Here is an 18,281-nt window from a genome sequence, read left to right on the forward strand (position 1 = left end):
TAAAAAATTTTCAGAAATCCTTAAGAGTGTCGGAACCCTCTTAATTGTTACTTAAGCTTCGCTCCATCCGCAAAAGCATTGCCAACTTTTACTCCCAGAACATGGTACGCATTATTAAATGGGTCAAAGGTAATCGGTGCAACTTTGTCTACATCTACTTTCCCGTCTGTCATCACAGATTCATCCACACTCACATTGATGATTTCCCCAACCATACGGCAAGTTTCCGGATCATAGCTTTTAAGCTTACACTCCAGGCAAACAGCCAGTTCATTAATAATCGGCGCATCCACTCGTTCACTTTTTTCAACGGTAAACCCTGCTTTTTCCATCTTATTTGCCACTTGATTGCCAGATTCAATTCCAACATAATCACATTCCACAACATGGGCAGCATCTGCCATACTTACGGTAAATGCCTGTCGAGACAAGATATTCTTAACCGTTTTATGTCCCACTGATAAACACATCGATATCTCATTCGATTCACTGATACCTCCCCACGCCGCATTCATCGCATCCGGAACACCATTTTCATCGTAACTTGCGATAATCAGCACCGGCTGCGGATAAGTTTATTGAATTTTTGTCAAATAGGGACGTAGTAAAGTGAAAGAATACCCCGGGGTAAAGTTGCACTTTACCCCGGGGTATTCTTTCACTTTACTACGTCCCTAAATTAACGACATGCTCCTCAATACGTACAGCCATCCTGTCAATGTAAATGCACTGAATAATGTGGTCAGCATTACTACGCTGGAGGACAGTACTCCTTCGTGCCCCATATTCTTGGCCATGACAAAGCTGCTTACCGTTGTCGCGGACCCCAGCATCACGAGAATCGCCACCAATTCTTCCTGCCGAAAACCGAATTGTACTGCAAGTGGCAGGAAGATTGCGCAAAATCCTACCAGTTTAATCAATGCAGCTATAGCAGTAGGTTTTACCTTTGCAAAGGCTTTTTTAATATCGAAAGTCGCACCCATTGCCATCAGACCCATCGGCGTTGCTACTCCGGCAATACTTGTCACCGTCTTTTCCATAATATGTGGTATTGGAATCTGAAGAGCAGACCACAAAAGTCCCGCCGCAATTCCTATAATAATCGGGTTGGTCACGATACCTTTCAGCGTCTTTTTTATCACTCTTCTGTCCATACCATTCTGTCCTGGGCGGAATACAGACAACACTACCACTGCCATGATATTATACAGCGGCACACTGCCAATGATCATCAGCGGTGCCATCCCAGATGTTCCATAGATATTTTGAATAAAAGCAATTCCAAGAAGCGCTGCACTGCTGCGATAGGATGCCTGGATGAACTCACCCTGGATGGAACGATCCTTCCACAGGAATGAAATCAGCGCCGAAATTGCAATACTAAGAAGCGTCACAACAAAGCAGAACAGCACAAACTTCACATCCCACACCTGACTAAAATCCACCGTTGCCAGATCACTGAACACCAGCACCGGCAATGGCACAGTAAAGACAAACTTATTCATCTTCGCAGCAAACACATCATCAATCCAACCAATTTTCTTAAAAATCAATCCCAGTACCATCATCAAGAATACCGGAACCGTTGCATTTAAACTAAAGATCAAATTCTCCATCTTGAGTCCTTTCTGAACAGGTTGGGACGGGGTAAATTGAAAAAACCCCCGTCCCCCTTAACGAAATAGTTTCTTATATATATTAAAATCTTCCTCTTTAAATACGTTGAATATTACGCGTTCTATCCTGGACTTGGTAAGGTATCTGTCTACGGTCTCGACGGCAATCTGGGCCGCAAGTTTGTTGGGGAAATGGAATTCTCCTGTCGAGATGCAGCAGAATGCAATGGATGTTAGTCCTTCCTTTTCTGCCAGTTTCAGGCAGCTTAAGTAGCAGGATTTTAATTCTTCTTTTTGCTTTTCCGTCACTTCCATACCTACGATTGGTCCGACAGTATGAATGACGTATCTGGCGGGCAGATTGTATCCGCCTGTAATCTTGGCTTTGCCGGTCGCTTCTTCGTGCCCTTGTGCTTCCATAAGTTCTGCGCATTCGTTACGAAGTTGAATTCCTGCTGCTGAGTGTATCGCATTATCGATGCACCCGTGGCATGGCACGAAGCAGCCAAGCATCTGGCTGTTGGCTGCATTTACAACGGCATCTGCGGCAAGTCTTGTGATATCGCCCTTCCAGAGTGAGATCTTCTCTGCATTTTTCATGTCAGTACAAGGATAAACACTTTGAATTGCAGGGATCTCTTCTATTGTTACAATCCCTTTTTCCTGATTCTCTTCTTGCAGCAATTCGTCCTGCAGCACAAGAAAATCGTCACCGGCTTCTCCTGGAAAGCGCACATTCATAAGGCTTCTCAACAGCCGCCTCTTTCCTTCATAATTAACAGGCTCCTGCAAAGATGCATATCCTTGATTTTCACCTTTCAAATATTCAATCAGATGGCTGACTCTTTCTTCTCTTGTCATCATAGCCTGCATTACCTCCCATTCATCTGCATGATCTTTAATCATACATCTTTTACAAAATATATTTTCGGATCACCGCATATGCTTCGTATAGTTCTTCGTAAGACATCCGGCAATTTGCCGGGCTTGTAGACGGAAGTGCGATTGCCTCCATTTTGGTGCTCGGATAGCAATACCGCCGATACAACTGCGCTGCCTTTGTTCCGGTCGTGAAGATGGCCTGAATCTTTGCCTGCTTTATTACTTTATTCATATCATTAGGGACCGGATTGCGGATGCTGCTGTCTTCCGCGCCACGGATCTCACATCCCGCCAGCACGTCCCAAACTGCGATCTTATTTCTCAGTGCAAATGCAATCTTTTCTTCTTTCGTCTCCGGCAGCGGTTCTTCGCACACATCAGATACGACCTTCCAGAAACGATTCCTGGGATGTCCATAGTAGAAGCCTATCTCCCGGGATTTGGGAGACGGCATGGTCCCCAGCATGAGAATTCTGGAATGTTCATCAAAAACCGGAGCAAAATCATGCGTCACCTGTTCTATTTCCATTTTAATTTCATTCTCCTCAATACATCGATTCATTTTCGCATAGTTCCAGTATAACACACTTTCCGTTCGTGAAAACATTATCTTTTATTGTCTGACATTTGCCAGTGTGTTATAATTTCATTAACACGTACTAATCACAAAGAATTACTCTGCGTGAGAAGGCGCACAGATTCAAGAAAAACATATGGACAGTACACTATGCTGTCCTTTAGAACCTGACGCCTGAGGTGTCAGGTTTTTTCTTTGAAAATAAAGAGGTTAAGAGTGAAAAATTTATGAAAGAAGACAAAGAATTGCAACAATTGATTGACAAATTACATCGCGAACGCAACCTGTCCCATGCAGAATGGACTACTCTGATTGCCGGACGAACACCAGAACTTGCGGAATACTTATTTTCACTTGCCCGCGAAGAACGGCATCAATACTATGGGCATGATGTCTATGTCCGCGGGCTGATTGAATTTACTAACTATTGCCGCAATGACTGCCTGTACTGCGGCATCCGTAAGAGCAATCTCAACGCAAACCGTTATCGTCTGACAGAAGAAGAGATTCTATCCTGTTGTCAGTCTGGATATTCTCTGGGATTTCGAACATTTGTCCTGCAGGGTGGTGAAGATGGATTTTATACCGATGATAAGATGGTTCATCTCATTCGCAAGATAAAGACCCTTTATCCAGATTGCGCGATTACACTCTCGATTGGTGAAAAATCTCGCGAAAGCTATCAGCGTTTCTTCGATGCGGGCGCAGACCGATATCTCCTAAGACATGAAACCTATAACGAAGAGCACTATTCCCGGCTTCATCCCGCATGTTTAAGCGCTAAGGCAAGGCAACAATGCCTGTGGGATCTGAAGGAAATCGGCTACCAGGTAGGAACCGGCTTCATGGTGGGGTCACCATATCAGACCTCCGAACACCTTGCAGAAGATATGCTGTTTATCCATGATCTGAACCCACATATGGTCGGAATCGGTCCATTTATTCCACACCATGACACAACATTTGCCAACGAACCGGCCGGAACACTGGAACTGACCTTATTCATGCTGGGCCTGATCCGACTGATGATCCCTAAAGTACTGCTGCCAGCCACCACCGCATTAGGAACCATCCATCCCCGAGGCCGCGAGATGGGAATCCAGGCAGGCGCAAATGTCGTCATGCCTAATCTCTCACCAACCAGCGTCCGCAAAGATTATCTACTGTACGACAATAAAATCTGTACCGGAGACGAAGCCGCCGAATGCCGCCACTGCATGGAACGACGCATGGAATCCATCGGATACCACGTCGTCACCTCCAGAGGCGACTCGTTGAACAATTAGGGACACGGTAAAATGAATTTGGGACAGGGATATTTTAATCTGGGACGGAGGAAATTGAAAAAACCCCCGTCCCCACCTAAGGAGGTTTATATATGAGTTTGAATAATACACCATCTGCGGAGCGTGTTCATATCGGTATTTTTGGCCGAAGGAATGCGGGTAAATCTAGTGTGATCAATGCACTGACGGGGCAAAGTCTTGCGATTGTATCGGATGTGAAGGGTACTACTACGGACCCTGTATTAAAGGCGATGGAGCTTCTTCCTCTGGGTCCGGTGGTTATGATTGATACACCGGGGCTTGATGATGAGGGTGAGCTTGGTGCACTTCGTATTCAGAAGGCTTATCAGGTATTGAATAAGACGGATATTGCTGTATTGGTCGTGGACGGTACGATTGGTATGACCGGTGAGGATTGTGCTATTCTTGATCGAATCAAGGACAAGCAGATTCCTTATGTAGTGGTTATGAATAAGGCGGATCTTATAGAGGACAGAACTTTCTCTGCTCAAAATATTCCTGCTTCGTTATCGTCAGATCATGTAATCTGGGTGAGTGCAGCTGATAAAACGAATATCCATGAATTAAAAGAACTGATTGCTGCTCTTGCACCGACAGAAGACAATAAGTTACGGATTGTGGGAGACTTGATTCATCCTTCAGACTTTGTTGTCCTGGTGGTTCCGATTGATAAAGCGGCTCCAAAGGGTCGTCTTATCCTGCCTCAGCAGCAGACAATCCGTGATATTCTGGAAGCTGACGCTACCGCTATTGTAGTAAAAGAACATGAATTGCGGGAAACTCTTGACTCTCTGGGCAAAAAGCCCTCACTTGTCATTACGGACAGCCAGGTGTTCGCCAAGGTATCCGCCGATACTCCCCGCGATATTCCGTTAACTTCCTTTTCCATCTTATTTGCCAGATACAAGGGCAATCTGAAGACTGTCGTAAATGGAGCCAGAACTTTGGATACCCTAGAAGATGGCGACACGATTCTGATATCTGAGGGATGCACCCATCATCGCCAGTGCGACGACATCGGCACCGTCAAATTACCGCGGTGGATTCAGAATCACACAGGGAAGCATCTGAACTTTGAATTTACCAGCGGTACCGAATTTCCATTGGAACTTGGCAAATATAAACTCATCGTGCATTGCGGCGGCTGTACACTGAATGAGCGAGAGATGAAATATCGTATCAAATGTGCGGAAGATGCCGGAATTCCTATGACCAACTATGGAACCGCCATCGCATACATGCAAGGCATCCTGGAACGAAGCATCGAGATTTTTCCCTTTTTATAGATCTCATAACATCTGAATCCTTTCTATAAAATCAAAACAGACAGCGGATACATCTTTTTTCATATATCCCTGTCTGTTTTTATTTTACTGCTTATTCTATGGAACCTTTTCCATTCCTGTACTTATCTCTCTGCATTCTCATGGAATTCCTGGGACTTTGCAATCTCCGCCGCCTGATCGTATCCGATTTTCACAGACATATGCGTCACATCTGCCAGCGATCCTTCCAGATGCTTTCTACACCCTTCTTTATTGACCCGCAGCGTATCAATACATTTCTTGCGGAGGATCTCCGATGCTCGAATCAAAAGTTCCAGACTTTCCAACAGGCTATCTGCGATCAATGGCAGAAATGCATTCAGCTCAAAGTTGCCATTTGCAGCGGCATATGCAATCGCCTGATCATTTGCCATGACCTTCATGGCTACCTGGGTCACCATCTCTGGGATGACTGGATTCACTTTGCCCGGCATGATAGTACTCCCTGCCTGCACTTCTTCCAGAATCAACTCTCCCAGACCTCCCTTAGGACCAGAATTCATCCAGCGCAGATCTCCGGCAATCTTCATAAGGTTCACAGCAAGTGCCTTCAGTAAGCCCGAGACTTCCACAAAGACATCGTTATTCTGGGTCAGATCTACAGGATATTCTGCTTTCGCAAGCCCGATTCCCGTCATTTCACGTAGATGTTCAATCACCAGATACATATATTTCCGATCCGCGTTATCCCCAAGTCCGATGGCTGTTCCACCGAGATTGACCTGTCGAAGTCTCTCTTCGACTTTATAGATGCGCCAGCGATCTCTTCCAATGGCCTGGGCATATGCGCCGAATTCTTCTCCCATGGTAAGCGGCAGGGCATCCATAAGCTCCGTCCGTCCCAGTTTCAGAATATCTTTGTATTCCAGTTCCTTCTTCTGCAGGCTCTCCTGCAGTCGGCTGACCTCATCGCTTAACTTACGCACCAGCCGGATTGCTGCAATACGAAGAGCGGTTGGATAGACATCATTGGTAGATTGTCCTTTATTCACATCATCCAGTGGATGAATCACATCATAATCTGTGGCATCCTTTCCCAGAGATACCAGCGCACAGCCTGCCACCGTCTCACACACATTCATATTCGTAGAAGTTCCTGCACCACCCTGAAGTGGATGAATGCAGAAATTTTCCTGATACTTTTCCTGCTTCAGATTGTCGCATGCCGCCATGATGGCATCTGCTTTCCATCCTTCCATCAGTCCCAGTTCCTTGTGAGACATGGCCGCAGCTTTTTTGACATCCAGCATTGCATAGATTAACGGAAGGCGGGTTCGCTCTGTCCCCAATGCAAAATTCTCACACGCCTTCTTCGTTTCCTTCCCGTATAACACCATGCTCATCCTCCTAGCAGACAATCTGAACCATAATCTGACCGATCGGAGCAGCAATCGTAAGCTCTGCTCCAACCTCTCTGGCTGTAGCACTCTTATTAATCACGACCAGATGTTTTCCGCGAAAATAATCGATGAATCCGGCAGCCGGATATACCACCAGTGAAGTTCCGCCAATGATCAGTGTATCCGCCATACTGATCGCATGAATGCTCTTTTCAATAATGGAAGAATCCAATCCTTCTTCGTACAATACCACATCTGGCTTGATCACACCGCCACAAGAACACTTCGGAATCCCTTCTGCATTCTTTACATAATCCGCATCATAAAACTGATGACACCGCTGACAGTAATTGCGATGGATACTTCCATGAAGTTCCAGTACATTCTTGCTTCCCGCCGCCTGATGAAGCCCGTCAATATTCTGCGTGATCACTGCCGATAACTTTCCCGCCGCTTCCAATTCCGCCAGCTTCTTGTGTGCCGGATTCGGTTTCGCATCCAGGAACATCATCTTACTTTTGTAGAATTCATAGAATGCTTCCGTATTTCGCACAAAAAAGCTATGGCTGACGATCTGTTCCGGCGAATATTTATATTGTTGCTGATACAATCCATCCGCACTTCGAAAATCCGGAATATTACTTTCTGTAGATACTCCCGCTCCGCCAAAAAATACAATATTCTGGCTGTCATCAATAATGTCCTGCAGTTTCCTTACTTCCTCTTCATACATTGCGCTTCCTCCTATACTGACTGGTTTGCATGTTCTATCCAAGAGATCACTTCCTCCAGACTCTCCATCTCAGCAGTAATTCCTACCTTCACTTCTTCAGGTACAACGATAATATCCGGAATGTGGATGATATATCCACCCGCTCTCTTTCCAGCCTCCACCCCGGCAATACTATCCTCCAGAACCAGGCATTCTTCCATAGGAAGATGCAGTTCTTCTGCCGCTTTCAAGAAAATATCTGGATTCGGTTTGCTCCTTTCGACTCTGTTTCCGTAAACAAATGTATCAAAATAAGCAGATACCTGTGCCATCTCCAGCATCCAATCTGCCAGTTCCTGGTTGGTAGATGTCGCTACCGCCATCTTAATCTGCTTCTCTTTCAAATATTCCAAAAGCACCAAAAGTCCCGGTTTTATCGGGACTCCATTTTCTTCCATATATTGAATTTGCGCCTGTGTCTTATATTTTTCAAAAAGATCAAAGTCAAATTCCGAACCATAGATATCCAGAATCTCCTTCCCGATCGATGCACGATTTCTTCCGCGAAATCCTTCCACCATCTCTTCGGGAATCTCATACCCAATCTTCTCTCCTGCCTGTTTCCAGAATCGAAAGGACAGTCGCTCTGTGTCAAACATCAGACCATCCATATCAAAGATTACACCTTTTATCATAAATTATGGCTCCTTCTTCTCACTGTATCCGGCAAAGAAATCCGACAATGCATCCAGAGTCTTCATCAGTACCGGCAATTCCTTCTTATCTAATTTGTCCAGAATTGCCTGCGTCATCTGTCGGTGATAGTCCTCATGATGATGGTATGCTTTTATTCCCTTAGACGTCAGCTTCACAAATACGACTCTGCGGTCTTCTTCGCTTCTGTGACGCTCAACATATTTCTTGTTTACAAGACTATTCATCGCTGTCGTAAGAGAACCCACGGTAATATTCAACTGTCTGGCAATGGAAGACATATTTTTTCCTTCTCCCAGTCCAATTGCCTCAATCACATGCATATCATTATTCGTAAGATCTTTGAACTCATCGGTTATAATGGCCTTTTCTTCCAATTCCCAGATCTCGTTGATCAGCTTGACCAGAACATGATTAATTGTCATATATGCATCTTCCATTACCCGCTACCCCTTCGCTCGGCTATTCTTTCCAACTCGGGACTTATATCCCTTATCATGTATTATACTATTTCCGGCAGCAGGGAATCAATAACTTCTTGCACCGTTTCCAGACAATCCGCCCGATATGCATAAGCACCACAGAATAACAGCGCATCTTCTACTTCTCCCTTGGCCGCATGAATCAATGCGTCCGTGATACAGTATGGAATCTCATTCGGTCTACACCTGTGAAGGCAGTGGTGACAAGGACTGTGAGGAATCTGCTCACCTGCCATGACCTTTTCCATAAATGGATTTCGGATTGCACGTCCCGGCATTCCTACCGGACTTTTTACAATCACAATATCCTCTTCTTTTGCCTTTAGATATGCTTCTTTATAACGGATATCTGCATCACATTCTTCCGTTGTCACAAACCTGGTCGCCACCTGGATTGCATCTACTCCAAGTGAAAATGCATGTTCTGCCTGCCTGCGGTCTGCAATTCCTCCTGCTAACGCGACTGGTATCTTGCGGGAATACTTCGCTTCATATGACCGAACTGTGTCAAGAATTGTCCGTATCTCCTGATCATATGCCTCTGACTGATATTCCTCCAGCTGATCTTTCGTAAACCCAAGATGACCACCGGCTTTCGGTCCTTCAATTACCAGAAGATCCGGCATACGATGATATTTCTTATCCCAGTACTTCAATATCACTTTCGCAGACTTATCTGTGGATACGATAGGTGCCAGTTTCACATCCGTGCCATCTGCAATCTTCGGAAGATCCGTTGGAAGACCTGCCCCGGAGACAATCAAGTCTGCCCCCGCATCGATAGCTTCTCTGACATAATCTTCATAGTCCTGCATTGCCACCATTATATTGAATCCTATGATTCCTTCCGACGCAATCTCTCTTGCTTTCTGATATTCTTTTCTAATGGCTCTTAGATTCGCTGCCTTTGTATTGGTATCAAAATCTGGTTCCTGAAAGCCAATCTGGGCGGCAGAGATGATTCCTATGCCGCCCGCCTTTGCAACCGCTCCTGCAAGGCCTCCCAGACTGATACCTACACCCATGCCGCCTTGTATAATCGGAACTTTTACTTCTTTTTGTCCCAATCTCAATGAATTGATATTCATATGCATTCTCCTACATCTTACGAAATCTGTTATACCGATGTGCAGATAACTCTTCCTGAGTCAAATCCCCGTAATCTCGCAAGAATCGTTCCATTTCTCTTGCTAACATCTGTGTCATCTGCTTCAAATTCTGCACGGTAAAATGTGGCGGTTCTGGGAATACCTTTTCTACAATTCCCATGTGATACAGATCTTCTGCCGTCAGGCGCATGACCTCAGCCGCTTCTTTTGCTTTCGTACTGTCTTTCCACAGAATACTTGCAAATCCTTCCGGCGACAGAATAGAATAAATAGAATTCTCTAACATCCATACTTCATCTGCCACAGCCATAGCTAACGCGCCACCGCTTCCACCTTCTCCAATAATCATAGACAAGACTGGAACCTTTAAGCTGGACATTTCATAGAGATTTCTTGCAATAGCCTCTCCCTGTCCCCGCTCTTCTGCCTCCAGTCCACAGAAAGCTCCCGGGGTATCCACAAAGCAGATAACTGGACGTTGGAACTTTTCAGCCTGTTTCATCAGTCTCAATGCTTTGCGATATCCTTCTGGTGAAGGCATCCCGAAGTTTCGCTCGATATTTTCCTTCGTATTGGTTCCTTTCGCCTGCGCAATCACGGTAACCGGGATGCCATGGAATCTTGCCACACCACCGATGATTGCCTTATCATCCCCATAATAACGATCCCCGTGAAATTCAACAAAGTCTGTAAATAATGCCTGAATATAGTCGCTTCCTACCGGGCGATCATTCATTCGGGAGAGTAAGACACGATCCCATGCTCCCGCCAGATGATTATGAAGCGGAAGATCCTCATCTGTCTTCATTTTGCCAATTTCATTCATATCCTGCGATTTGTTCTCTGCCAGATTCGACTTCATCTTCTCAGGATTCGATGCATCCTCTTTTTCATGCAGCTTCAGAATCTGAGACAAAGTTTCCTTCAACTGTGGACGTTCCACAATGGCATCAATAAATCCATGCTCCAGAAGAAATTCTGAACGCTGAAATCCTTTCGGAAGCTTCTGTCCAATTGTCTGTTCAATCACTCTTGGACCCGCAAATCCGATCAATGCTTTCGGCTCTGCCAGAATCACATCTCCGAGCATCGCAAAACTTGCGGTCACGCCACCAGTCGTCGGATCCGTCAGCACACTGATATACAGAAGGCCGGCATCACTGTGACGCTTTAACGCTGCAGAAGTCTTCGCCATCTGCATCAGGGATACGATTCCTTCCTGCATTCTGGCACCACCAGAACATGCGAATAAGATTACCGGTAGCTTCTCCTGGGTGGCACGCTCTACCATTCTTGCAATCTTCTCGCCCACAACTTCACCCATACTGGCCATCAGAAACCGTCCATCACAGACACCAACAGCCGTCTCTGTTCCGTTGATGCTTATTTTCCCTGTAACCACAGCTTCTTCCAGCCCTGTCTTTTCCTTCAGACCTTCCAACTTCTCTTCATAGCCTTTATAATTCAACGGATTGCGAGTGGTAAGTCCCTGATCCCATTCTTCAAAGGTTCCCTCATCCGCAATCATTTCAACCCTATGATATGCATGTACACGGAAATATCCTCCACATTTTGGACAGATATAATAACCGTTTTTCACATCTTCCGTAATGATTGCTCCGCCACATTTATTACATTTACGCAAAAGTCCTTCTGGAACTTCTGGTCTTGATGCGCCCAGATCAATATAATTTTTCCTTCCTGAATGTAATCTGGTCTTCTTAAACATGTTATCTAACTTCATAGAACGTCACCTTTACATCTTTTCGATAAACTCAATATCTATATTGCCGGCAAGATAATCCGGATGATTCAATATCTCATACTGATAATCCACGTTGGTATCGATTCCTTCAATAATCACTTCTCCTAATGCACACTGCATCTTGCGGATTGCTTCATTACGATTCTTCGCCCATACGATCAGCTTCGCTACCATGGAATCATAATACGGCGGAATGGTGTATCCGCTATATATAGCAGAATCAATACGGATTCCCTTTCCTCCCGGCAGATACATATCCGTGATAGTCCCTGGGGAAGGGCGAAATCCTTTCTCGGGATTCTCTGCATTAATTCGGCATTCAATCGCATGACCGCTCAGGTGGACTTCATCCTGTGTATAAGATAATTTTTTGCCGGACGCGATACGGATCTGCTCTTTGATCAGATCAATTCCCGTCACCCATTCCGTCACCGGATGCTCTACCTGAATTCGTGTATTCATTTCCATAAAGTAAAAATTTCCATTCTTCTCCAGCAAGAATTCTATGGTTCCCGCATTGACATAATTAGCTGCTTTTGCCGCCTTTACTGCCGCCTCGCCCATCCTGGTCCGTAATTCTTCGGTCAGGGCTATGGATGGTGATTCTTCGATCATCTTCTGATGATTACGCTGAATCGAACAGTCACGCTCACCCAGATGAATCACATTTCCATAACTGTCTGCCAGGATCTGGAACTCAATATGCCTCGGATGCTGTACAAAATGTTCGATATACATGGTGTTATCGCCAAAGGCCATCTGCGTTTCCTTCTGTGCTGTCTGGAAACTCTGCTCGAATTCTTCCGGTGTATTCGCAACTCGCATTCCTTTTCCACCGCCGCCAAGAGCCGCTTTGACGATGACTGGATAGCCGATCTTAGCTGCGATTCGAGCTCCTGTCTGGGCATCATAGATTGGTTCTGTACTGCCCGGAATCACTGGGACACCTGCTGCTACCATGGTATTTCTTGCTTCCTGCTTGTTGCCAAGTTTTGCGATGACCTGTGAACCCGGTCCGATAAACGTTATATTGCACTGTTCACACAATTCTGCGAACTTGCTGTTCTCTGATAAGAAACCAAAGCCCGGGTGGATGGCATCTGCCCCCGTCACGATCGTAGCACTTAAGATTCGATCCATGCTCAGATAACTCTCGCTGGATGGAGCAGGCCCGATACAGACCGCCTCATCCGCCAGTTTCGTATGCAAGGCTTCTCTATCCGCCTCCGAATACACCGCCACCGTCTCGATTCCCATCTCTCTGCAGGCACGGATAATGCGCACTGCAATCTCACCTCGGTTAGCAATTAATACTTTCTTGATCATGCTGTCCACCTCGACTATCCAATCATAAATGTCAGTTCCGCACTGACAACCATCTTGCCGTCCACACTGGCAATCGCCTCACCAACACCGACGGGCCCCTTCTGCTTAATAATTCTCGTCTCCAGACGCACCTTGTCCCCAGGGACAATCTTCCCTTTGAACTTACACTTATTAATTCCGCCAAAATACGCGATCTTGCCCTTGTTCTCTTCCATACTCAAGATTGCAACCGCACCAGCCTGTGCCAATGCTTCCACCGTCAGAACCCCCGGCATCACCGGCTCCTGCGGAAAATGCCCCGCAAAAAACTCCTCACGGTAAGATACACATTTATAACCAACCGCATACTGCCCCGGCTCATAATCCTCAATATAATCCAATAATAAAAACGGATGACGATGCGGGATAATTTCCTTGATCTGATTAATATCCAAATGCTTCATACTACCTCCTGGGGACGTAGTAAAATTGAAGTATACTACGTCCCTAATTAAAAAATGTGGTGTACCTATTTGACTTTTGCCCTGTACCCAAATTAACGAATTTTGAAAATTGGCTGGCCATATTCGACTGGCTGGCCGTTTTTGACGAGGATTTCTTCTATGATTCCGTCGTATTCGCTTTCGATTTCGTTCATTAATTTCATTGCTTCTATGATTGCCAATGTCTGGCCTTTTTTGACGCTGTCTCCTACAGCTACGAATGGTGCTGCGTCTTCTGCCGGTGCTGCATAGAAGGTTCCTACCAGTGGAGATTCTACAATTTTTCCTTGTGGTGTTGTCTCTGTCGCAGCTGTTGTGTTTCCAGTGTTTTCTTCGGAAACACCAGATGGATTACCGACTGCTGTCATAGTGGCTGCCAGGGTTGCAGGATCGGTTGCCATCATGGTAGTTGTTACGTTTGCAGCTTCTCCCGTACTGATGGCTGCTGCCGGAATCGTCATTGGCGCGGATATGACCTGTACCTGATCTTTTTTCTTAGTCATATGCAGTTTCATTCCGTTTTCTTCGTATTTTAATCCGGTTAATTCGGACGCAGATACAGCTTCTATGAGTTGAATAAGGTTTTCCAATTCCATAAATCTCAGGCCCTTTCTATCTCTTTCTATGCTTTTCTTCTTCAATTATGCTTCCCTCCACCTATGGCTTTTCGCCAATTTGGATTCTATCGACCTACTATGTTATGCTTCACAAGCTATGATTCTCTTCGTCAGCTTTGTTACCCCTCATATTTTTTCAGCAGAAGGGTTGCATTATGCCCGCCAAATCCCAGGGAGTTGGTCAACACGTAATTCACGTCTTTTTCGACTGGAGCGCCGATTGCGTAATTCAGGTCGCATTCTTCGTCAGCAACTTCCGTGCCTACAGTCTGGTGAATGAATCCATCCTGGATGGATTTGACACAGGTGATAAATTCGGCACCGCCGGCTGCACCGAGCAGATGCCCAATCATAGATTTGGTAGAGTTGATGACTACGTCCTTTGCCGCATCTCCCAACGCCACTTTGATGGCTCTGGTCTCGAACAGGTCGTTGTGGTGCGTACTGGTTCCGTGTGCATTGATGTAATCCACCTGAGATGGTTCAATTCCGCCTTCTTCCATTGCCAACATCATTGCTTTTGCTGCACCGCTGCCGTCTTCTGCAGGGGATGTGATATGGTAAGCATCTCCTGTTGCACCGTAGCCGGCAACTTCTGCATAGATCTTGGCCCCTCTTGCTTTCGCATGTTCCAGTTCTTCCAGCATGACTACGCCAGCACCTTCACCAAGGACAAATCCATCTCTGTCTTTGTCAAATGGAATGGATGCGCGCATCGGATTCTGAGAGGTTGATAATGCAGTCAGGCTAGTGAATCCAGCAACTCCTGTCGGGCAGATACAACTCTCTGTTCCTCCTGCCAACATCACATCCGCATCCCCATACTGAATGGCACGGAATGCATCCCCGATACAGTTTGTTCCAGACGCACATGCAGTCACGACATTCGTGCATTTTCCTCGGAACCCTAACTGAATAGAAATATTTCCGGCTGCCATGTTGGATATCATCAACGGCACCATCAGAGGATTCACTCTTCCCGGTCCCTTAGTCAATATCTTCTCATACTCGCGCTCTACCGTCTGCAGGCTTCCGATACCAGAACCAACGATCACACCCGCGCAAAACGGGTCTTCCTTCTCAATCTCCAGGCCGGAATCTTCATAAGCCTCCTTTGCGGCTGCGACTGCATACTGGGAGAATAATTCCATACGCTTTGCAGCTTTGAAATCCATACGCTCTTTTGCCACAAATCCTTTGACTTCTGCTGCCAGTTTCACTTTATAATCGGTCGTATCGAATTTGGTAATCTCCCCAATTCCCACTTTTCCTTCTTTGATACCTGTCCAGAACTCTTCCACCGTATTTCCGATTGGTGTCACAGCTCCAAGCCCAGTCACTACAACTCTTCTCTTCATACTCTCTGTCTCCTTCTATCCTGAAACACAACATTCTAGCTAACTGTTGACTGCTACATTACCATGCCACCGTCTACGTGTAGCACCTGTCCGGTGATATATGCCGCATCTTCTGATGCAAGAAATGCAGCTGCTGCCGCTACCTGTTCTGGTTTTCCAAACTTTCCTAACGGAATCTGCGCAACAGATGCTTCTTTCACTTTTTCCGGCAATACTTGTGTCATATCTGTCTCAATAAATCCCGGAGCAATCGCATTGACCGTAACTCCACGAGATGCCAGCTCTTTTGCTGCTGCCTTTGTAAGGCCGATCACACCGGCCTTAGATGCCGCATAATTTGCCTGACCGGCATTTCCTGCCACACCGACAACCGAAGATAGATTGATAATTCGTCCGCTTCTCTGCTTCAACATCTGGCGGCTGGCAAAACGAATGGTGTTAAATGCGCCTTTCAGATTCGTATTTATCACTTGATCAAAATCTTCTTCTGACATCTTCATCAAGAGACCATCACGAGTAATTCCTGCGTTATTAACCAGAATATCCAGATGACCATATTCTTTGATCACATTTTGGATAAATGTCTCACATGCCTCATAATCAGACACGTCACACTGGCAGATTTCTGCCTTTCCCTGTGCTGCCTCAATTTCGGCTTTCACTTCTTCGGCCCTTTCTCTGGAACCGTTATAATTTACGATGACCATAGCTCCCAGAGATGCAAGCTTCTCTGCGATTGCCTTGCCAATTCCACGGGAAGCGCCCGTTACAACAGCAACCTTCTTTTCCAATCCATTTTCTAACATAATTCACCTACTACTTTTTCAACGTCATCCCAGGACGCGATATTGTAAACTTTCACATTACGGTTAATCTTTTTCATAAAGCCTGCCAGTGTTCTTCCCGGTCCAATCTCTACAAATGTATCGACGCCATCTTCTATCATAGCCTCCATACTCTGCATCCAGCGTACCGGAGAACTTACCTGCTCTGCCAAAAGTGCTTTGGTCAGTGTAATATCTTCTACTCTGGAAGCAGTCACATTGGTCACATATGGCACTTTCAGCGGATACACTTCTGTGCGCTCCAGTTCTTTTGCAAGTTCTTCTCCTGCAGGAACCAGAAGGGGTGAATGAAACGGACCGCTGACATTCAACATGACGGTACGTTTCGCCCCTGCCTCTTTCAATCGTTCTGCCGCTTCTTCAACGGCTTCTTTCTTGCCTGTAATTACAATCTGTCCCGGGCAGTTATAATTGGCAATGGTCACTCCGTCTATGTCTTCAATGACACGTTCAATCTCTTCTGCATCCATTGCCATGACCGCACACATTGCTCCCACCCCAGCAGGGACAGTATTCTGCATCAGGATTCCTCGCTTACGCACCAGGCGGATGGCATTCAGATCCTTCATCCCGCCTGCTACAGCGATTGCACAATACTCTCCCAGGCTTAAGCCTGCGGTGCAATCCGGTGTAAGTCCTCTCTTTTCCACAACTCTGGTCATCGCAAGGCAAGTGGTAACCAGCGCTGCCTGTGTATATTCTGTAATGTCAAGCTTCTCATTTTCTTCAAAGCAAAGTGCCTTCATATCCAGATTCAACGCATCACTTGCCTGATCAAAGATCTCTCTTGCAATCTCGCTCTTCTCATAAAAATCTGCACCCATTCCAGCTTTCTGGGCACCCTGTCCTGGATAGATAAATGCAATCTTACTCATAAAAACCTGCTCCTTTTATCATTGCATCTGTCTCGCTTACCAACTTAGTAATCAATTCCTCACAAGACATTCTTTCTTTTACCATACCGGCAATCTGTCCTGCCATGACACTTCCGTTCTCCACATCTCCATCTACTACAGCTCTTCGAAGTCCGCCCAGTGTCAGCTGCTCCAGTTCTTCAAAGCTTGCTCCTTTATTTTCCAATTCCAGATACTTCTTCGTCATGTCGTTGCGAAGGGCACGGACCGGATGTCCTGTGGTTCTTCCAGTTACCCTGGAATCGATATCCTTCGCCTTGATAATCCTCTCTTTATAATTCTCGTGAACCTGTGATTCATCTGTCACGACAAAGTGAGTTCCCATCTGAACTCCCTTCGCACCCAGCATAAATGCTGCTGCGATTCCTCTTCCATCAGCGATACCACCAGCTGCAATGACCGGAATATTTACCGCATCCACGATCTGCGGAACCAGGACCATAGTCGTATTCTCTCCGATATGTCCTCCTGCCTCACATCCTTCTGCCACTACCGCATCGGCACCACAACGCTCCATACGCTTTGCCAACGCAACAGAAGCAACCACAGGAATCACCTTTACTCCTGCCTCTTTCCACATCTTCATATATTTCTCAGGATTACCAGCTCCGGTAGTCACAACTTTAACGCCCTCTTCTACGATTACCTGTGCCACTTCGTCTGCATAAGGACTCATAAGCATAATGTTGACGCCAAAAGGCTTATCCGTTAACTTCTTCGCTTCCTGTACCTGCTCTCTTACCCATTCTGCCGGAGCACTGGCAGCTCCAATTAAGCCAAGTCCTCCTGCTTCCGATACGGCTGCCGCCAGATGATATTCTGCGACCCATGCCATACCTCCCTGAATAATTGGATATTCGATTCCTAATAATCTGGTTACTTCTGTCTGCATATTAAAACCCCACTT

General features: G+C 45.9%; 19 protein-coding genes. 2 read left to right on the top strand and 17 right to left on the bottom strand.

The features are described 5' to 3' along the window. Positions 1 to 47: 47 nt before the first annotated feature. From ACQRD1_RS00720 to ACQRD1_RS00735, 4 genes are all read right to left on the bottom strand, one after another. Positions 48 to 560, bottom strand: coding sequence for a flavin reductase family protein (locus tag ACQRD1_RS00720; protein WP_328282590.1), 513 nt, complete (start codon positions 558 to 560; stop codon positions 48 to 50). A gap of 114 nt (positions 561 to 674) precedes the next feature. Continuing rightward, positions 675 to 1,619 carry an AEC family transporter gene (locus tag ACQRD1_RS00725; RefSeq protein WP_427786777.1) on the bottom strand — a complete coding sequence of 315 codons (945 nt, stop codon included), beginning with the start codon at positions 1,617 to 1,619 and terminating at the stop codon, positions 675 to 677. A gap of 57 nt (positions 1,620 to 1,676) precedes the next feature. Beyond that, entirely contained in the window at positions 1,677 to 2,480 is an 804-nt protein-coding gene (locus tag ACQRD1_RS00730; protein WP_347375805.1) for a protein-ADP-ribose hydrolase, read from the bottom strand. A gap of 52 nt (positions 2,481 to 2,532) precedes the next feature. After that, complete coding sequence (locus ACQRD1_RS00735) at positions 2,533 to 3,030, bottom strand: DNA-deoxyinosine glycosylase (protein WP_235232279.1); 498 nt, start codon at positions 3,028 to 3,030, stop codon at positions 2,533 to 2,535. A gap of 275 nt (positions 3,031 to 3,305) precedes the next feature. Here ACQRD1_RS00735 and hydE point away from each other — a divergent pair, with 275 nt between their 5' ends. Continuing rightward, positions 3,306 to 4,364 (top strand): [FeFe] hydrogenase H-cluster radical SAM maturase HydE, encoded by a 1,059-nt coding sequence (hydE, locus tag ACQRD1_RS00740; protein WP_427786778.1) that lies wholly within the window; start codon positions 3,306 to 3,308, stop codon positions 4,362 to 4,364. 92 nt (positions 4,365 to 4,456) lie between these two features. Further along, positions 4,457 to 5,671 (top strand): [FeFe] hydrogenase H-cluster maturation GTPase HydF, encoded by a 1,215-nt coding sequence (hydF, locus tag ACQRD1_RS00745; protein WP_235232281.1) that lies wholly within the window; start codon positions 4,457 to 4,459, stop codon positions 5,669 to 5,671. A gap of 122 nt (positions 5,672 to 5,793) precedes the next feature. On the opposite strand, the gene ACQRD1_RS00750 is transcribed toward hydF, so the two are convergent. The 13 genes from ACQRD1_RS00750 to fabK form a co-directional block, all read right to left on the bottom strand. Then, positions 5,794 to 7,047: an aspartate ammonia-lyase gene (locus ACQRD1_RS00750; RefSeq protein WP_427786779.1), complete on the bottom strand. Its 1,254-nt coding sequence runs from the start codon at positions 7,045 to 7,047 to the stop codon at positions 5,794 to 5,796. A 10-nt stretch (positions 7,048 to 7,057) separates the two neighbouring features. After that, complete coding sequence (locus ACQRD1_RS00755; protein ID WP_427786780.1) at positions 7,058 to 7,783, bottom strand: NAD-dependent protein deacylase; 726 nt, start codon at positions 7,781 to 7,783, stop codon at positions 7,058 to 7,060. A gap of 11 nt (positions 7,784 to 7,794) precedes the next feature. After that, positions 7,795 to 8,457 carry an HAD family hydrolase gene (locus ACQRD1_RS00760; RefSeq protein ID WP_427786781.1) on the bottom strand — a complete coding sequence of 221 codons (663 nt, stop codon included), beginning with the start codon at positions 8,455 to 8,457 and terminating at the stop codon, positions 7,795 to 7,797. 3 nt (positions 8,458 to 8,460) lie between these two features. Next, positions 8,461 to 8,916 carry a MarR family winged helix-turn-helix transcriptional regulator gene (locus ACQRD1_RS00765; RefSeq protein ID WP_235232285.1) on the bottom strand — a complete coding sequence of 152 codons (456 nt, stop codon included), beginning with the start codon at positions 8,914 to 8,916 and terminating at the stop codon, positions 8,461 to 8,463. A 62-nt stretch (positions 8,917 to 8,978) separates the two neighbouring features. Then, a complete protein-coding gene (locus tag ACQRD1_RS00770) occupies positions 8,979 to 10,052 on the bottom strand; it encodes an NAD(P)H-dependent flavin oxidoreductase (protein WP_420370567.1) in 1,074 nt (357 codons plus the stop codon). 4 nt (positions 10,053 to 10,056) lie between these two features. Further along, on the bottom strand, positions 10,057 to 11,811 hold the full coding sequence (locus ACQRD1_RS00775) for an acetyl-CoA carboxylase carboxyltransferase subunit alpha (RefSeq protein ID WP_235232287.1): 1,755 nt from the start codon (positions 11,809 to 11,811) through the stop codon (positions 10,057 to 10,059). Between the two features lie 12 nt (positions 11,812 to 11,823). After that, positions 11,824 to 13,158 carry an acetyl-CoA carboxylase biotin carboxylase subunit gene (locus tag ACQRD1_RS00780; RefSeq protein WP_235232288.1) on the bottom strand — a complete coding sequence of 445 codons (1,335 nt, stop codon included), beginning with the start codon at positions 13,156 to 13,158 and terminating at the stop codon, positions 11,824 to 11,826. A gap of 14 nt (positions 13,159 to 13,172) precedes the next feature. Continuing rightward, positions 13,173 to 13,601, bottom strand: coding sequence for a 3-hydroxyacyl-ACP dehydratase FabZ (gene fabZ, locus ACQRD1_RS00785; RefSeq protein WP_235232289.1), 429 nt, complete (start codon positions 13,599 to 13,601; stop codon positions 13,173 to 13,175). 92 nt (positions 13,602 to 13,693) lie between these two features. Continuing rightward, positions 13,694 to 14,236, bottom strand: a complete 543-nt coding sequence (accB, locus tag ACQRD1_RS00790) for an acetyl-CoA carboxylase biotin carboxyl carrier protein (RefSeq protein WP_235232331.1) — start codon at positions 14,234 to 14,236, stop codon at positions 13,694 to 13,696. Between the two features lie 140 nt (positions 14,237 to 14,376). Continuing rightward, positions 14,377 to 15,615 carry a beta-ketoacyl-ACP synthase II gene (fabF, locus tag ACQRD1_RS00795; protein ID WP_235232290.1) on the bottom strand — a complete coding sequence of 413 codons (1,239 nt, stop codon included), beginning with the start codon at positions 15,613 to 15,615 and terminating at the stop codon, positions 14,377 to 14,379. Positions 15,616 to 15,668: 53 nt separating this feature from the next. Then, on the bottom strand, positions 15,669 to 16,421 hold the full coding sequence (gene fabG, locus ACQRD1_RS00800; RefSeq protein ID WP_235232291.1) for a 3-oxoacyl-[acyl-carrier-protein] reductase: 753 nt from the start codon (positions 16,419 to 16,421) through the stop codon (positions 15,669 to 15,671). Further along, positions 16,415 to 17,335: an ACP S-malonyltransferase gene (gene fabD, locus ACQRD1_RS00805; protein ID WP_235232292.1), complete on the bottom strand. Its 921-nt coding sequence runs from the start codon at positions 17,333 to 17,335 to the stop codon at positions 16,415 to 16,417. The genes fabG and fabD overlap by 7 nt, the downstream gene beginning before the upstream one ends. Then, complete coding sequence (gene fabK / locus ACQRD1_RS00810; RefSeq protein WP_235232293.1) at positions 17,328 to 18,266, bottom strand: enoyl-[acyl-carrier-protein] reductase FabK; 939 nt, start codon at positions 18,264 to 18,266, stop codon at positions 17,328 to 17,330. Before fabK ends, fabD begins: the two co-directional genes overlap by 8 nt. Positions 18,267 to 18,281: the final 15 nt, after the last annotated feature.

Source organism: Bariatricus sp. SGI.019, assembly GCF_050315235.1.
GTDB lineage: Bacteria > Bacillota > Clostridia > Lachnospirales > Lachnospiraceae > JAFBIX01.

Bases quoted from the DNA above. Each gene is read 5' to 3' on its own strand.
- ACQRD1_RS00780 (WP_235232288.1), bottom strand. From the start codon at position 13,158: ATGATCAAGAAAGTATTAATTGCTAACCGAGGTGAGATTGCAGTGCGC.
- hydE (WP_427786778.1), top strand. From the start codon at position 3,306: ATGAAAGAAGACAAAGAATTGCAACAATTGATTGACAAATTACATCGC.
- ACQRD1_RS00760 (WP_427786781.1), bottom strand. From the start codon at position 8,457: ATGATAAAAGGTGTAATCTTTGATATGGATGGTCTGATGTTTGACACA.
- ACQRD1_RS00755 (WP_427786780.1), bottom strand. From the start codon at position 7,783: ATGTATGAAGAGGAAGTAAGGAAACTGCAGGACATTATTGATGACAGC.
- ACQRD1_RS00765 (WP_235232285.1), bottom strand. From the start codon at position 8,916: ATGGAAGATGCATATATGACAATTAATCATGTTCTGGTCAAGCTGATC.
- ACQRD1_RS00770 (WP_420370567.1), bottom strand. From the start codon at position 10,052: ATGCATATGAATATCAATTCATTGAGATTGGGACAAAAAGAAGTAAAA.
- ACQRD1_RS00750 (WP_427786779.1), bottom strand. From the start codon at position 7,047: ATGGTGTTATACGGGAAGGAAACGAAGAAGGCGTGTGAGAATTTTGCA.
- ACQRD1_RS00730 (WP_347375805.1), bottom strand. From the start codon at position 2,480: ATGACAAGAGAAGAAAGAGTCAGCCATCTGATTGAATATTTGAAAGGT.
- fabZ (WP_235232289.1), bottom strand. From the start codon at position 13,601: ATGAAGCATTTGGATATTAATCAGATCAAGGAAATTATCCCGCATCGT.
- fabG (WP_235232291.1), bottom strand. From the start codon at position 16,421: ATGTTAGAAAATGGATTGGAAAAGAAGGTTGCTGTTGTAACGGGCGCT.
- ACQRD1_RS00725 (WP_427786777.1), bottom strand. From the start codon at position 1,619: ATGGAGAATTTGATCTTTAGTTTAAATGCAACGGTTCCGGTATTCTTG.
- accB (WP_235232331.1), bottom strand. From the start codon at position 14,236: ATGGAATTGGAAAACCTTATTCAACTCATAGAAGCTGTATCTGCGTCC.
- hydF (WP_235232281.1), top strand. From the start codon at position 4,457: ATGAGTTTGAATAATACACCATCTGCGGAGCGTGTTCATATCGGTATT.
- fabD (WP_235232292.1), bottom strand. From the start codon at position 17,335: ATGAGTAAGATTGCATTTATCTATCCAGGACAGGGTGCCCAGAAAGCT.
- fabF (WP_235232290.1), bottom strand. From the start codon at position 15,615: ATGAAGAGAAGAGTTGTAGTGACTGGGCTTGGAGCTGTGACACCAATC.
- fabK (WP_235232293.1), bottom strand. From the start codon at position 18,266: ATGCAGACAGAAGTAACCAGATTATTAGGAATCGAATATCCAATTATT.
- ACQRD1_RS00735 (WP_235232279.1), bottom strand. From the start codon at position 3,030: ATGGAAATAGAACAGGTGACGCATGATTTTGCTCCGGTTTTTGATGAA.
- ACQRD1_RS00775 (WP_235232287.1), bottom strand. From the start codon at position 11,811: ATGAAGTTAGATAACATGTTTAAGAAGACCAGATTACATTCAGGAAGG.